This is a genomic window from Streptomyces sp. GL_141 (assembly GCF_057834385.1).
Window position 1 is genome coordinate 2,967,313 of record NZ_CM174402.1, and the last position, 14,029, is coordinate 2,981,341.

Here is a 14,029-nt window from a genome sequence, read left to right on the forward strand (position 1 = left end):
GGCGCTCTACTCCGCCGGCGCCGCCGAGCGCGCCGCCATCGCCGCGCCCACGATGCCCGCGTTGTTCTGCAGCTCCGCCGGCACGATCCGCGCCCGGACGCCCTCGATCAGCGGCAGGAACTTCTCCGGCTTGCGGCTCACGCCCCCGCCGATGATGAAGAGGTCCGGGGAGAACAGCATCTCCACGTGCGCCAGGTACTTCCCGACCCGGCGCGCCCAGTGCTCCCAGGTCAGGTCCCCGTCGTCCTTCGCCTTCACCGAGGCCCGCGTCTCCGCGTCGTGGCCCTTCAGCTCCAGGTGGCCCAGCTCGGTGTTGGGCACCAGGTGCCCGTCCGTGAAGAGCGCGCTGCCGATCCCGGTGCCCAGCGTGAGCAGGATGACGGTGCCGTCGACCCCGCGGCCCGCCCCGTAGGCCATCTCCGCGACGCCGGCCGCGTCCGCGTCGTTCAGGACCGTCACCGGACGGCCGTCCAGGCGCGAGGAGAGCAGCGCCGCCGTGTCCACGCCGACCCAGGCCTTGTCCATGTTGGCCGCCGACCGGGTCACCCCGCCGGTGACCACCCCGGGGAAGGTCACGCCCACCGGGCCGTCCCAGTCGAAGTGGCGCACCACCTCGACGACGCAGCCGGCCACCCCGTCGGGGGTGGCCGGCTGCGGTGTCAGTACCTTGTGGCGCTCCTGCGCCAGGTCGCCACGGTTCAGGTCCACGGGAGCGCCCTTGATCCCGGAACCGCCGATGTCCACGCCGAAGATCTCCATGGACTCACCGTACGAAAAGACCCGCCGGAGCGCCCTGCCGGGGAGATGCCTACTTCTGTACGCCCGAGGCGCCGCCCGAGGCCCCGCCCGGAGCCGCCACGAGCTCCGCCGCCTCCGCGCGCAGGTCGCGGCGCAGTTCCTTGGGCAGGGAGAAGACGATGGACTCCTCGGCCGTCTTGACGATCTCCACGTCCCCGTACCCGCGCGCGGCCAGCCACTCCAGCACCTCGTCGACGAGCACCTCCGGCACCGAGGCGCCCGAGGTCAGACCGACGGTGGTGACGCCTTCGAGCCAGGCCTCGTCGATCTCGCTGGCGAAGTCCACCAGGTACGAGGCCCTCGCGCCCGCGTCGAGGGCGACCTCGACGAGGCGGATGGAGTTCGAGGAGTTCTTGGATCCGACGACGATGACCAGGTCGCAGTCCTTGCCCATGACCTTGACCGCCTCCTGGCGGTTCGAGGTGGCGTAGCAGATGTCGTCGCTCGGCGGCGAGACGAGCAGCGGGAACTTGGTCTTCAGGGCGTCGACGGTCTCCATCGTCTCGTCGACGGAGAGGGTGGTCTGCGACAGCCAGACGACCTTCGACTCGTCGCGGACGGTGACCTTCTCCACGTCGTGCGGGCCGTCCACGATGGTGATGTGGTCCGGGGCCTCGCCGGAGGTGCCGATGACCTCCTCGTGGCCCTCGTGGCCGATGAGGAGGATGTCGAAGTCCTCGTTCGCGTAGCGGATCGCTTCCTTGTGCACCTTGGTGACCAGCGGGCAGGTGGCGTCGATCGTCGCGAGCTTGCCGCGGGCCGCCTCCTCGTGCACCACCGGGGCCACGCCGTGCGCGGAGAACATCACGATGGAGCCCTCGGGGACCTCTTCCGTCCGCTCGACGAAGATCGCGCCCTTGTTCTCCAGGGTCTTCACGACGTACTTGTTGTGCACGATCTCGTGCCGCACGTAGACCGGCGCGCCGTACTGTTCGAGAGCCTTCTCGACGGCGATCACGGCTCGGTCCACGCCCGCGCAGTAGCCGCGCGGGGCGGCGAGGAGAACGCGGCGGGATGCGGGAGCGGGGGCGTCAGCAGTCATGGGCTCCATCGTACGGGGGTGTCCAGCAGGCCGGGGGTCCCCCGTTCGGCACAAACTGGGTCGAACATCCACACCGGCCATACCCCCGGAGGAAAGATGGCGTCCGCGACGGACCCCAGTACGCCGCCCGGCCCGCCCGGCCCTTCCGGCGGCCCACCCGCCGCGCCCGGCACCTCGCTGCGCCGCAGTCTCGGCTTCCGGGACCTGGTGGTCTACGGGCTGCTCTTCATCGCCCCCATGGCCCCGGTCGGGGTCTTCGGCACCCTCGACGCCAAATCGCACGGCGCCGTCGCCCTCGTCTACCTCGTCGCGACGGTGGCGATGGCCTTCACCGCCTTCTCCTACGCACAGATGGTGCGCGTGGCCCCACAGGCCGGCTCCGTCTTCACGTACGCCCGCAAGGGCCTCGGCGAGGGTCCCGGGCTGATCGCCGGCTGGATGGCGATGCTCGACTACCTGCTGATCCCGGCGGTCGCCTACCTCTTCTCCGGGATCGCCATGAACGCCCTGGTCCCGGAGGTCTCCCGGTGGGTGTGGACGGCCCTGGCCGTGGTCGTGACCACCCTGCTCAACCTGTGGGGCGTACGGGCCGCCGCGCGCGTGGGCTTCGCCGTGCTGGCGATGGAGATCGCGGTCCTGCTGGTGTTCCTGGTCTCGGCGGTGACCGTACTGGTCCGGGGCGCGGCGCACCGCGCCTGGCTCTCCCCCTTCACCGGGGACGGCTCGCTCGGCGGGTTCTCCACGGCCGCCGTGCTCGGCGCGGTGTCGGTGGCGGTCCTGTCCTACCTGGGCTTCGACGCCATCGCCTCCTTCGCCGAGGAGGTGACGGGCGGCAGCGCCAAGGTGGCGCGGGCGGTGCTGTTCTGCCTGGCGCTGACCGGGGTGCTGTTCATCGCCCAGACCTATCTGGCGGCCCTCCTCAGCCCCCTGACGGCGGCGGAGCTGGCGGCCGACCCGGGGAAGCAGGGCGCGGCCTTCTACACGACGGTCGAGGCCTCCGTGGGGATGTGGCTGCACGACCTGGTCGCCGTCAGCAAGGCCATCGGGGCCGCCTTCGCGGCCCTGGCCGGGCAGGCCGCGGCGGGCCGGCTGCTCTTCGCGATGGCCCGCGAGCGGCGGCTGCCCCGCGCGCTGGCGCACACCTCGGACGGGACCCCGCGCCCGGCCCTGCTGGTGGCGGCGACGGTCACGCTGATCGCGGCCGTGTGGGCGGCCCGGCGCGACGACGGGCTGGACCACCTGGTGTCGGTGGTCGACATCGGGGCGCTGGTGGCGTTCACGCTGCTGCACGCCTCGGTGGTCGGCTGGTTCGTGGTCAAGCGGCGCGAGGGGGCCCCGAACTGGTTCAAGCACCTGGTGATCCCGGTCCTGGGCGCCGCCGTGACCATCGCGGTGATCGTCGAGGCCTCGTGGACGGCGCAACTGGTGGGGGCGGTGTGGCTGCTGGTGGGCCTGGGCGTCCTGGTGGCCCAGCGCGGGCGACGCGGGCGGGACGAAGGCTCCCTGCCCGACGCCGGTGTCAGTTCTGGCGGTTAGCCTGCGTGCATGGGTCTGAATTCGTCGGCTGACGCGCCGCTGCCGGTCGGTCAGGTGTCCCGGCTCATCGGGGGCTGGATCGACAAGCTCGGCCAGGTGTGGGTGGAAGGGCAGATCACGCAGCTCTCGCGGCGGCCGGGAGCGGGGGTGGTCTTCCTGACGCTGCGCGATCCCTCGCACGACATCTCCCTGAGCGTGACCTGCTTCCGGCAGGTCTTCGACGAGGTCGCGGACTCCGTGACGGAGGGCGCGCGCGTCGTCGTACTGGCCAAGCCCGAGTGGTACGCCCCGCGCGGGCAGCTGTCCCTGCGGGCCACCGAGATACGGCCCGTGGGCATCGGCGAGCTCCTCGCCCGGCTGGAGCGGCTCAAGCGCTCCCTCGCCTCCGAGGGGCTCTTCGCACTGGACCGCAAGAAGCCGCTGCCGTTCCTGCCGCAGCTGATCGGTCTGGTGGTGGGGCGGGCCTCGGCGGCCGAGCGCGATGTGCTGGAGAACGCCCGGCGCAGGTGGCCGGCGGTCCGCTTCGAGGTCCGCAACGTCGCCGTCCAGGGGGTGCACGCGGTGCCCCAGGTGGTCCAGGCGGTCAAGGAGCTGGACTCCATGCCCGAGGTCGACGTGATCATCGTGGCCCGCGGCGGCGGCAGCGTGGAGGACCTGCTGCCCTTCTCCGACGAGGAGGTCGTACGGACCGTCGCGGCGGCCCGTACCCCCGTGGTCTCGGCGATCGGGCACGAGCCGGACTCCCCGCTGCTGGACCTGGTCGCGGACCTGCGGGCGTCCACGCCCACGGACGCGGCGAAGAAGGTGGTCCCGGACGTCGGCGAGGAGCTGGAGCGGGTGCGCCAGCTGCAGGGCCGGGGGCTGCGCGCCGTGCGCGGGCTGCTCGACCGGGAGGAGCGGGGGCTCGCCCACGCGCTCGCGCGGCCGGTCTTCGTCCACCCGCAGCGGATGGTGGAGACCCGGGAGGCGGAGGTGGACGCGCTGCTGGCGCGCGGCCGCCGGACCCTGGGGCACTTGCTGGACCGGGCCGATTCGGAGCTGGCGCACACCCTCGCCCGGGTGGTGGCGCTGTCCCCGGCGGCCACCCTGGAGCGCGGGTACGCGGTGCTCCAGCGGGCCGACGGGCACGTGGTGCGCTCGCCCGGGGACGTGTCGGCCGGCGACGTGCTGCGGGCGCGGGTGGCGGAAGGCGAGTTCCCGGTGCGGGTCACCGCCGCCGAGGAGTCCTCGTAGGGCAGGCACGGCAGGCAGGGCAAGCACGGCAGGCAGGCACGGCAGGGCGGCAGGGTGCTTCGCACGGCTGCGACAAATTTCGGTGTACTACACATTTAAGGTGGGAGCGGGAATGGCCGAGACCGATACGGCGCTGGGGTACGAGCAGGCCCGGGACGAGCTGATCGAGGTCGTCCGCAAGCTGGAGGCCGGCGGGACCTCGCTGGAGGACTCCCTCGCGCTCTGGGAGCGCGGCGAGGAGCTCGCGAAGGTGTGCCGCCACTGGCTGGAGGGGGCCCGCGCCCGGCTGGACTCGGCGCTCGCGGCGCGCGAGGCGGCGGAGGGGGGCGGCGAGTGACCTCTCTCACCCGCTCCCAGATTTAGTTGAATTTTCACCTATCTCCGTCGTAGTCTCAGGACATCGCTTCAGCAGTCCCGTACAGAAGAAGGCTTTCCGATGTCTCTCGTTCTCGACGCCGCCGCTCAGGACCTCCTCTTCCGTGAGGCCCGCACCGCCAACACCTTCTCCGACGAGCCGGTGACCGAGGAGCAGGTCCAGGCGATCTACGACCTCGTGAAGTTCGGCCCGACCGCGTTCAACCAGACGCCGCTGCGCATCACCCTGGTCCGCTCCCCCGAGGCCCGCGAGCGCCTCGTGAAGCACATGGCCGAGGGCAACCAGGCCAAGACCGCCACCGCCCCGCTGGTCGCGATCCTGTCCGCGGACAACGAGTTCCACGAGGAGCTCCCGCAGCTGCTCCCGCACTTCCCGCAGGCCAAGGACGCCTTCTTCTCCGAGCGCCCGGTCCGCGAGCAGTCCGCGCTGGTCAACTCCGCGCTGCAGGCCGCGTACTTCATCATCGGCGTCCGCGCCGCCGGCCTGGCCGCCGGCCCGATGACCGGTCTGGACTTCGCCGGCCTCCAGAAGGAGTTCCTGGACGGCGACCACACCCCGCTGATGGTCATCAACATCGGCAAGCCGGGCGAGGACGCCTGGTTCCCGCGCTCCCCGCGCCTGGAGTTCGACCAGGTCATCACGACCGTCTGAGCCCCGCCCCGCAGGCAGTGAACGCAAAGGCCGCGCTCCCCGGAATCCCGGGGAGCGCGGCCTTTGCGCGTCGCGCGTCGCCCGTGCCGCGCGCTACGAACCCTGCTTGAACTCCAGCGCCGCGGCCATCGCGCCGAGCTGCTCGAAGGAGGCCGTCCCGGTCACCACCGTGACGTAGCCCTGCTCGCGGCGCACGAGGGCGTCGTACTTCTCGCCGTCCCAGCGCTCCCAGACCTGGTCCCCGACCTGCTGGGTCTGCCCGGTGGCCGCCGCCTTGCGGCTGACCTTCTCGATGTACTTGTCCGTGGCGTCCGCGGACTGCTCCACCGCCACGTACTGCTGCGCCGGGTCCAGGAAGCCCAGGTGCCAGGCGGCGGCGTCCTTGCGCGCGTAGCTCACCGAGGTCGCCCGCCACTCCGGCGGCAGCCCGACGGGCACCGCCACGGGGTACGGTGCCGCGCGCCGGGCCGTGAGGCTTTCGACGCGGTAGTCGACCACCTTCGTCGGATCGGCCTTCTCGTCATGTGGGATGACCAAATAGATCCCCCCGACCACGAGTCCGATCACCGCCAGCGACCGGATCATGTCCACGACCGTCTGCTTGCCCTTCATACCTGCCACGACACCATCGTCCCGCATGCCCCGGGGCGATCACCGCCGGGGTCCGCATGGCGCGCCACGGGCGGCGCAAGATGTCCGCTCAGGACAATCAGCTGACCGATATGGCGCTCATACGTGACCCGGTCTGCTCAATATGTCGACGTACCGATAGAGTCCAGGGACCCTCACTCCCGGCCGTCGCCGTACAGAAAGGTGCGCTCCGATGACCGAGCACAACCTGCCGCCCCAGCTCGAAGTCTCTCCGGAGGCACCCGACCGCAACCTCGCCCTGGAGCTCGTCCGGGTCACCGAGGCCGCCGCCATGGCCGCGGGCCGCTGGGTCGGGCGCGGTGACAAGCTCGGCGCCGACGGCGCCGCCGTCAACGCGATGCGGACCCTGATCTCCACCGTCTCGATGAACGGCGTCGTCGTCATCGGCGAGGGCGAGAAGGACGAAGCCCCGATGCTCTTCAACGGCGAGCGGGTCGGCGACGGCACCGGTGCCGAGGTCGACATCGCCGTGGACCCCATCGACGGCACCACCCTGAACGCCAAGGGCATGCCGAACGCCATCGCCGTTCTGGCCGCCGCCGACCGCGGCACCATGTTCGACCCGTCCGCGGTGTTCTACATGGAGAAGCTGGTCACCGGTCCCGAGGCCGCCGACTTCGTCGACATCAACGCCCCGGTCTCCGTCAACATCCGCCGCGTCGCCAAGGCCAAGAACATGGCCGTGGAGGACGTCACGGTGATCATCCTGGACCGCCCCCGCCACGAGGGCATCGTCAAGGAGATCCGCGAGACCGGCGCGCGCATCAAGTTCATCTCCGACGGAGACGTCGCCGGCTCGGTCCTGGCCGTCACGGAGGACAGCGGCATCGACCTGCTGCTCGGCATCGGCGGCACCCCCGAGGGCATCATCTCGGCCTGCGCGATCAAGTGCATGGGCGGCACCATCCAGGGCAAGCTGTGGCCCAAGGACGAGGCCGAGCGCCAGAAGGCGATCGACGCGGGCCACGACCTGGACCGCGTCCTGTTCACGGACGACCTGGTCTCCGGCGACAACGTGTTCTTCGTCGCCACCGGCATCACGGACGGCGAGCTGCTGCGCGGCGTCCACTACCGCTCGGAGACCGCGACGACCTCCTCGCTGGTCATGCGCTCGAAGTCGGGCACGATCCGGCAGATCGACTCGACCCACCGCCTCTCGAAGCTCCGCGCGTACAGCGCGATCGACTTCGACCGCGCCAAGTAGCCCACGGGCGGCACGGCATCACGGAAGGGGCGCTCCCGCGTGCGGCGGGGGCGCCCCTTCCGCATGTCCCCTGACGGAACGGCTCGCTACGAGGCTGCGACTGCTGCCCTACGGGGCTGCGGTCCTACGAGGCTGCGGCCTTACGAGGCTTCGCGCAGCTCCCCCGCCCGGCGCCGCCGGCGGGCCAGCACCACCCGGCGCTCGGCGGCCGTCAGCCCGCCCCAGACCCCGTAGGGCTCGGGCTGGATCAGTGCGTGCTCCCGGCAGGCGACCATGACGGGGCAGCGGGCGCAGACCCGTTTGGCGGCGTCCTCGCGGGACAGCCGGGCGGCGGTCGGCTCCTTGGACGGGGCGAAGAACAGCCCGGCCTCGTCGCGCCGGCACACCGCGTCCGCGTGCCATGGGCCGTCCTCTTCCCTGGCCGGCACCCGAGGCTTCGGCACGACCGCCGCCGGGCGCCCCTGAAGACTCTGGACGGCGGCTACCTGCAGGGACTGGCGCGGCGGATGCGGCACGGTCTACTCCTGACGACGTATACGCGAGCGAGAGAGGCGACGCACCTGTCCCTACCCGCTGTGCGCGCCCCTATGCACCGTGTGCCGCCGATCCGGCCGGTTCGACCGAAAGGTGCTCCCGCCCCGGCCTGCCTCAGGACCGTCTCCGGACCGCCCCGCGCGACCCCGCCCGGCCCCTCGCCCGTCACCCGGACGTCACGCGCCGGGCGGCGTCCAGTCGCTGCGGCGGCCCAGGAAGGCGAGCAGCGCACCGGCCGGATCGGCGTCCGGATCGGGCGCGGGGACGAGCGCCGGGGCGTACGCGAACCCGCGCAGCGGCTCGGCGAGCAGCCGGGCCGCCGGGCTCAGCGCCGCCGCGAGGGCGGGGGTCAGCGGGGAGACCTGGCCGGTGGCGACCGCGAGGTCCCAGGCGTGGACGGCGGCGTCGAGGGCGGCCGCGGCGACCGCGGTCTCGGCGGGGAGGGTGAACGGGGGCAGCGGCACGGCCACCTCGGCAGTGCCCGGCCGGACCCCGGCGAAGGCCTCCGCGGCGGCGGTGAGGGCGGGCTCCAGCAGCTCCGCAGGGCTGCCGGTCAGGGCGCCGGTGGGCGCGAAGGGGTCCTCGGCCGGTCCGGGCCCGCCGGTGAGGGTGCCCGCGTAGGCGAGCTGGTCGCCGGCCGCGTGCTGGAGCACTTGGCCGACATTCCACTGGTCGCAGGGCGTCGGTGCGCCGAGGGCACCGGCCGGAATGCCGTCCCCGACGGAGCGCAGCGCTGCGTGCGCCTGGTCGAGCAGGTCCCACTTGGATGAAGTCATGGGGCCGACCCTACGGTCACCTACCGGCCAAAGAGGCTGATTTCAGGGCCAGTTGCCGCCGTGTCGACATGCAGGCCTTACAGCGCGCTCCCGCGTCCCTCCCGGCCCTTGCGGAGCCGGTTCGCCAGGTCCACCAGGCGGGCGCCGAGCTTGGGGCGGGCCTCGATGTTGCCCAGCAGCGCGAAGCCGCGGACGATCACGACCGGGGCCTGCGGGTCGGTCTCGCCGCGCCCCTCGCCCCGCACCTCGAAGTTGCCGAGGACCCCGCTGCCGTAGCCGCGCAGGGTGACGTTCTCCGGGACCAGGATCTCGACGTTGCCGAGGATGCTGGTCACGTTGATCTCGGTGACCTGCTGCTCGAAGACGGCCTGGGTCAGGTCGATGCTGATGTCGCCCAGCACGGAGACCGCGCGGGTGTGCGCGCCCGGGCGCCAGCGGCCCTTGCGGGAGGAGCTGCTGCACACGGCCACGACCGTCTCGACCGGCGTGCCCGCCGGTGCTCCCGCGTACGCGGGCTCCTGCCGGCTGCCGGCGGCGGGCGCGGGCAGGTCCCGTACGAGCACGTCCAGCTCGCCGACCGTCTTCACCGCGTACAGCGAGTCGAGCCGCTCGGAGTGCTCCTCGGCGGTCAGCCGGCCCTCGGCGACGGCGTCGGCGAGGATCTGCGCGATCCGGTCCCGGTCCGCGTCGGAGGCGCGCATCCCGGTGACGTGCGCGGGGGCCGGCGCGGGCGCGGGGGCCGGCGCGGATGAGGGCTGCTTTTCCAGGTCCACGCGCCCCAGCATAGCGAGACACGATAGATCGCGATACTGGCCAGTGAGCCTTACCTCACAACAAAAGCCGCCGGAAGAGGTCCTACGCTGGATACCGCGCTGCCAAACGGTCGTCAGCGCCGTCTGCCGAGTGAGGGAATGACTGCCGTCATGCCAGAGTTTGCGTACACCGACCTGCTGCCCCTGGGCGAGGACTCCACCCCGTACCGGCTGGTGACCTCCGAAGGCGTCTCGACCTTCGAGGCCGACGGCCGTACGTTCCTCAAGGTCGAGCCGGAGGCGCTGCGCAAGCTCGCCGAAGAGGCCATCCACGACATCCAGCACTTCCTGCGCCCCGCGCACCTCGCGCAGCTGCGCCGCATCATCGACGACCCCGAGGCCTCCGCGAACGACAAGTTCGTCGCCCTCGACCTCCTCAAGAACGCGAACATCGCCGCGGCCGGCGTCCTGCCGATGTGCCAGGACACGGGCACCGCGATCGTGATGGGCAAGCGCGGCCAGAACGTCCTGACCTCCGGCGGCGACGAGGAAGCCCTCTCCCGCGGCATCTACGACGCCTACACCCGCCTGAACCTGCGCTACTCGCAGATGGCCCCGGTCACCATGTGGGAGGAGAAGAACACCGGCTCGAACCTGCCCGCGCAGATCGAGCTGTACGCGACCGACGGCGGCGCGTACAAGTTCCTCTTCATGGCCAAGGGCGGCGGCTCCGCCAACAAGTCCTTCCTCTACCAGGAGACCAAGGCGGTCCTCAACGAGGCCTCCATGATGAAGTTCCTGGAAGAGAAGATCCGCTCGCTCGGCACCGCGGCCTGCCCGCCGTACCACCTGGCGATCGTGGTCGGCGGCACCTCGGCGGAGCACGCCCTGAAGACGGCGAAGTACGCCTCCGCCCACTACCTGGACGAGCTCCCCACGGACGGCTCCCCCCTGGGCCACGGCTTCCGCGACGTCGACCTCGAACAGCAGGTCTTCGAACTCACCCAGAAGATCGGCATCGGCGCGCAGTTCGGCGGCAAGTACTTCTGCCACGACGTCCGCGTCGTCCGCCTCCCCCGCCACGGCGCGTCCCTGCCGATCGCCATCGCCGTCTCCTGCTCCGCGGACCGCCAGGCCACCGCGAAGATCACCGCCGAGGGCGTCTTCCTGGAGCAGCTGGAGCGCGACCCGGCCCGCTTCCTCCCGGAAACCACGGACGAGCACCTGGCCGCCTCCGCGGACGTGGTCTCCATCGACCTGAACCAGCCGATGGACGACATCCTCGCCACCCTCACCCAGCACCCGGTGAAGACCCGCCTCTCCCTCACGGGCCCGCTGGTCGTGGCGCGCGACATCGCGCACGCCAAGATCAAGGAACTCCTCGACTCGGGCGCGGAGATGCCGCAGTACCTGAAGGACCACCCGGTCTACTACGCGGGCCCCGCGAAGACCCCCGAGGGTTACGCGTCGGGCTCCTTCGGCCCGACCACGGCCGGCCGCATGGACTCCTACGTCGAGCAGTTCCAGGCGGCGGGCGGCTCCAAGGTCATGCTGGCCAAGGGCAACCGCTCCCAGCAGGTCACCGACGCCTGCGGCAAGCACGGCGGCTTCTACCTCGGCTCCATCGGCGGCCCGGCGGCCCGCCTCGCCCAGGACTGCATCAAGAAGGTCGAGGTCCTGGAGTACGAGGAGCTCGGCATGGAAGCCGTCTGGAAGATCGAGGTCGAGGACTTCCCGGCCTTCATCGTGGTCGACGACAAGGGCAACGACTTCTTCAGCTCGGTGGAACCGTCCCCCACGTTCCTGAGCATCCCGATCCGCCAGGGCTCATAGGCAACACGCAAGGCCGGACTCGTTCCCCGCCCGCCCTCGTCTGGGCGGGCGGGGAAGAGCCGCCCATCGCCGACACACCCGGGATTCACTGGAATGAGCGCCCGGGGTGGATCGCACCCCAGTCGATCCCTCCCTCACCGCGCTTACGCCGGGCGTTGATTTTGTATTCCAGAGTCGGCGCCTCAGCCCCATAGAGATGCTCCGGCAGCCTCAACCCTGCGGCCTCCGCCACCGCCCGCATACGAGGCATCGCAACTTTGACGACTCGGATGGCGCTGTCATCGGGGTCCACTCCAACTCGGACGCTGATCTCGTGGCGCTGCACGAACACCCGCCGTTGCTCGTCGTCCATCGCGGACCACAGCTGCCCGTACGTCCGTCCTGTATCCACGAACTCAGGCACACCCGAAGCCCGTTCGATCTCCTCCCTCAATTTGCTGACCTTCGCACTCAACGCCCTGTGCATGCGCCAGTAGGACTCTTCTTGCCCGCGCCCGTCACACTTGCCCGCAAGGAAGTCGGTCTCCATCCGCTCAAGGCGTGACGTGGCCTGAGCCAACCCGGACCTGGTCTCGGCGATGACATCGGGCGCCTTCTCGACCACAGGCAGGTCACCAAGCGCGATCTCTACGAACCTGCTCACCCCGGGATCGATGTCGTCCCTGCGCACACGTCCAGGACGGCTACACGTACCGGTCTGCATCGCATTGCAGGTGTAGTAGTGGTAGACCCTGCCCGATGACTTCACCCGCTTCGACGAGGACATACGACCTCCACACGCCTCGCAGACTGCAACACCGCCGAGCATGGACCGAGAAGGGGCCGACCGCTTGGCCCTCTTGCCGGAGTTGATCCGTGCGACCAGTTCGGACCACTCGGAATACTGCATGATCGGCTCGTCCGTGATCGGGACGGGATTCCCCTCTTCGTCCTCGACCATCCGCCCCTTGTAGGTGTAGACACCCCCCACGGTGGGGTTCTTCACTGCTACGAGGACCGCGTTCGATGTCCACTCGACACCTCGCGGTTCGCGGCCCTGCTGCACCCGAAGATGGTCGCGCCAGGTGAGAATTCCTCGCCTGTTGAGGTCGACGGCAATCTTGTACGAGGACCAGTCCCCTCTGAGCTTGTCGATGATGTCCAACAGCAGCCTGCTGTACTCCGGGTCTTGAACGAGCTTCTTACCGCCGTCCTCCTGTCGCTGGAACAGGTAGCCGAAAGGCAGCACGCCCCCAACCCACACACCCTTCCTCAGCCGCTCCAGCGAGCCCGAGAGCGCGCGGGCGCGGATAGTGTCCAACTCCCCCTCCGCGAATACGGCGATGATCTGCGCGAACACCTTGCCCATGGGGGTGGACATATCGACGCCCTCGGTCACGGAGACGATGCTCTTTCCGTGTTCCTGACACCACTCGTACATCTCGGAGAAGTGTGCGGACCGGCGGGTGAGACGGTCTAGTTTCCACACGGCAATCACGTCGAACTCGTCGGCTCGCCCGGTGAGCCATGGCCCGAGTCCGGGTCTCTTGAAGGGGTGCATGCCGCCGGAAACGTCCAGGTCTTCGGCGTAGCCGACCACCCGGCCGTTGACCGCTGGCCCGTAGGTCCAGTACTCGACCGCTTCGCGCTGCTTCTCGGGTGAGGCCGTGTCTTCCTTGGTGACGCTCAGGCGCACAACCGCAAGAACCCTTGGCTGCTCCAACATTTCAAACAACGTAATCCAGTTCCATTGAGAACAGCTCAGGAATTGGCTTCTTCGAGAATCCGCTGCCGGAGCCAACGACTACCCATATCTCGGTGCGAGGTCTGGGTCTGGGTCTGGGTCTGACGCAATGGCCGCTATGGCCGCCGCGCCCGGGCGGAGCTGCTGCGCCCGCCCGGGCATGGCACCGCACGGTTCAGCACAAACGGGCGGCCCGGTGGAAGTCGGTGACGATCCGCCGGAAGCCGGTGTGGCCACTGCGGCTCGCGTGCCTCAGCGACCACACGTCGGGGTCCGTACCGTCATCCGCCGGGCCGGAGCCCTCCAGACATGACGTGCACTCCATCTCGACCACGACGCCGCTACCGGCGCGGTCCGAACTCAGCATCCAGTCGGACGGGCTGTGCACCGCCACTACGGCCAGGGGCTCAGCCTCCATGCCGAGCGCCGCCCTCAGCCGGCACGGAGAGTTCGGCCCAAATCCGCTTCCCCGGCCCGCACCGCTCCCCCATCGCCCACCGGTCCGCGAGCGCCGCCACCAGGAACAGACCTCGCCCGTAGTCCCGTTCCATATCGGGGGGGCAGCACCTCCGCCCGTCCGGGGGCGGTGTCATGCACCTCGATCCGCACACCTGCGGGGAGCCGCACGTACCGGGTCTCAATCTCCCGGCCGACAGCAGCCCTCGCATGCCTGCCGGCGTTCGTCAGCAGCTCGGAGACCACGAGCAGCGCGTCGTCCTCGATCTGCGCGAGCCCCCAGTCAGCTAGCGCTTTGCGCAGTTCCGTCCTCGCCCGCCCGACGCAGCGCAGATCGCGGTTCCAGCGGCGTACGACGAGCCCGCCATCCGGCCCGACCAAGGGCCCGTTAGGGTTCACCATGTTGACGCTCCTTGAGTAAGCGTTGGCCATGCCCCCGGACCGTTGGCGCGGTCGCGGGGGTC

Annotated in this window: 15 protein-coding genes; 6 read left to right on the top strand and 9 right to left on the bottom strand. The window is 70.5% G+C overall.

Translation table 11 applies throughout. The features are described 5' to 3' along the window. Positions 1-6 precede the first annotated feature (6 nt). Positions 7-759, bottom strand: coding sequence for a polyphosphate--glucose phosphotransferase (ppgK, locus tag AC3IX6_RS12520; protein WP_489370189.1), 753 nt, complete (start codon positions 757-759; stop codon positions 7-9). 49 nt (positions 760-808) lie between these two features. Further along, positions 809-1,849 (bottom strand): 4-hydroxy-3-methylbut-2-enyl diphosphate reductase, encoded by a 1,041-nt coding sequence (locus AC3IX6_RS12525; RefSeq protein WP_478687258.1) that lies wholly within the window; start codon positions 1,847-1,849, stop codon positions 809-811. An 87-nt stretch (positions 1,850-1,936) separates the two neighbouring features. Here AC3IX6_RS12525 and AC3IX6_RS12530 point away from each other — a divergent pair, with 87 nt between their 5' ends. The 4 genes from AC3IX6_RS12530 to AC3IX6_RS12545 all read left to right on the top strand — a co-directional run bounded on the left by AC3IX6_RS12530 (position 1,937) and on the right by AC3IX6_RS12545 (position 5,636). Beyond that, complete coding sequence (locus AC3IX6_RS12530; RefSeq protein ID WP_489370190.1) at positions 1,937-3,376, top strand: APC family permease; 1,440 nt, start codon at positions 1,937-1,939, stop codon at positions 3,374-3,376. A 9-nt stretch (positions 3,377-3,385) separates the two neighbouring features. Next, entirely contained in the window at positions 3,386-4,609 is a 1,224-nt protein-coding gene (xseA, locus tag AC3IX6_RS12535) for an exodeoxyribonuclease VII large subunit (RefSeq protein ID WP_489370191.1), read from the top strand. 112 nt (positions 4,610-4,721) lie between these two features. Then, positions 4,722-4,946 (top strand): exodeoxyribonuclease VII small subunit, encoded by a 225-nt coding sequence (locus AC3IX6_RS12540; RefSeq protein WP_489370192.1) that lies wholly within the window; start codon positions 4,722-4,724, stop codon positions 4,944-4,946. A 99-nt stretch (positions 4,947-5,045) separates the two neighbouring features. Next, complete coding sequence (locus tag AC3IX6_RS12545) at positions 5,046-5,636, top strand: malonic semialdehyde reductase (protein ID WP_489370193.1); 591 nt, start codon at positions 5,046-5,048, stop codon at positions 5,634-5,636. 93 nt (positions 5,637-5,729) lie between these two features. Here the strand turns inward: AC3IX6_RS12545 and AC3IX6_RS12550 are convergent, their stop codons facing one another. After that, complete coding sequence (locus AC3IX6_RS12550; protein WP_489371427.1) at positions 5,730-6,248, bottom strand: DUF4245 domain-containing protein; 519 nt, start codon at positions 6,246-6,248, stop codon at positions 5,730-5,732. 211 nt (positions 6,249-6,459) lie between these two features. Here AC3IX6_RS12550 and glpX point away from each other — a divergent pair, with 211 nt between their 5' ends. After that, the gene (gene glpX, locus AC3IX6_RS12555; protein ID WP_243335787.1) at positions 6,460-7,491 is read left to right on the top strand and encodes a class II fructose-bisphosphatase; all 1,032 of its coding nucleotides are present in this window, start codon (positions 6,460-6,462) and stop codon (positions 7,489-7,491) included. Positions 7,492-7,631: 140 nt separating this feature from the next. On the opposite strand, the gene AC3IX6_RS12560 is transcribed toward glpX, so the two are convergent. From AC3IX6_RS12560 to AC3IX6_RS12570, 3 genes are all read right to left on the bottom strand, one after another. Beyond that, a complete protein-coding gene (locus AC3IX6_RS12560) occupies positions 7,632-8,006 on the bottom strand; it encodes a WhiB family transcriptional regulator (RefSeq protein ID WP_374213444.1) in 375 nt (124 codons plus the stop codon). 195 nt (positions 8,007-8,201) lie between these two features. Then, positions 8,202-8,801 (bottom strand): TIGR03086 family metal-binding protein, encoded by a 600-nt coding sequence (locus tag AC3IX6_RS12565; protein ID WP_489370194.1) that lies wholly within the window; start codon positions 8,799-8,801, stop codon positions 8,202-8,204. Positions 8,802-8,878: 77 nt separating this feature from the next. Further along, entirely contained in the window at positions 8,879-9,574 is a 696-nt protein-coding gene (locus AC3IX6_RS12570) for a DUF1707 SHOCT-like domain-containing protein (RefSeq protein WP_489370195.1), read from the bottom strand. A 150-nt stretch (positions 9,575-9,724) separates the two neighbouring features. Between AC3IX6_RS12570 and AC3IX6_RS12575 the strand changes: the two genes are divergently transcribed. After that, on the top strand, positions 9,725-11,386 hold the full coding sequence (locus AC3IX6_RS12575) for a fumarate hydratase (RefSeq protein WP_489370196.1): 1,662 nt from the start codon (positions 9,725-9,727) through the stop codon (positions 11,384-11,386). Positions 11,387-11,471: 85 nt separating this feature from the next. Here AC3IX6_RS12575 and AC3IX6_RS12580 read toward each other — a convergent pair whose 3' ends face one another. The 3 genes from AC3IX6_RS12580 to AC3IX6_RS12590 form a co-directional block, all read right to left on the bottom strand. Next, positions 11,472-13,091: a recombinase family protein gene (locus AC3IX6_RS12580; protein ID WP_489370197.1), complete on the bottom strand. Its 1,620-nt coding sequence runs from the start codon at positions 13,089-13,091 to the stop codon at positions 11,472-11,474. Positions 13,092-13,284: 193 nt separating this feature from the next. Then, positions 13,285-13,527, bottom strand: coding sequence for a DUF7848 domain-containing protein (locus AC3IX6_RS12585; protein WP_489370198.1), 243 nt, complete (start codon positions 13,525-13,527; stop codon positions 13,285-13,287). A gap of 14 nt (positions 13,528-13,541) precedes the next feature. Next, positions 13,542-13,997 (bottom strand): ATP-binding protein, encoded by a 456-nt coding sequence (locus AC3IX6_RS12590; RefSeq protein WP_489370199.1) that lies wholly within the window; start codon positions 13,995-13,997, stop codon positions 13,542-13,544. Between the last annotated feature and the right edge of the window lie 32 nt (positions 13,998-14,029).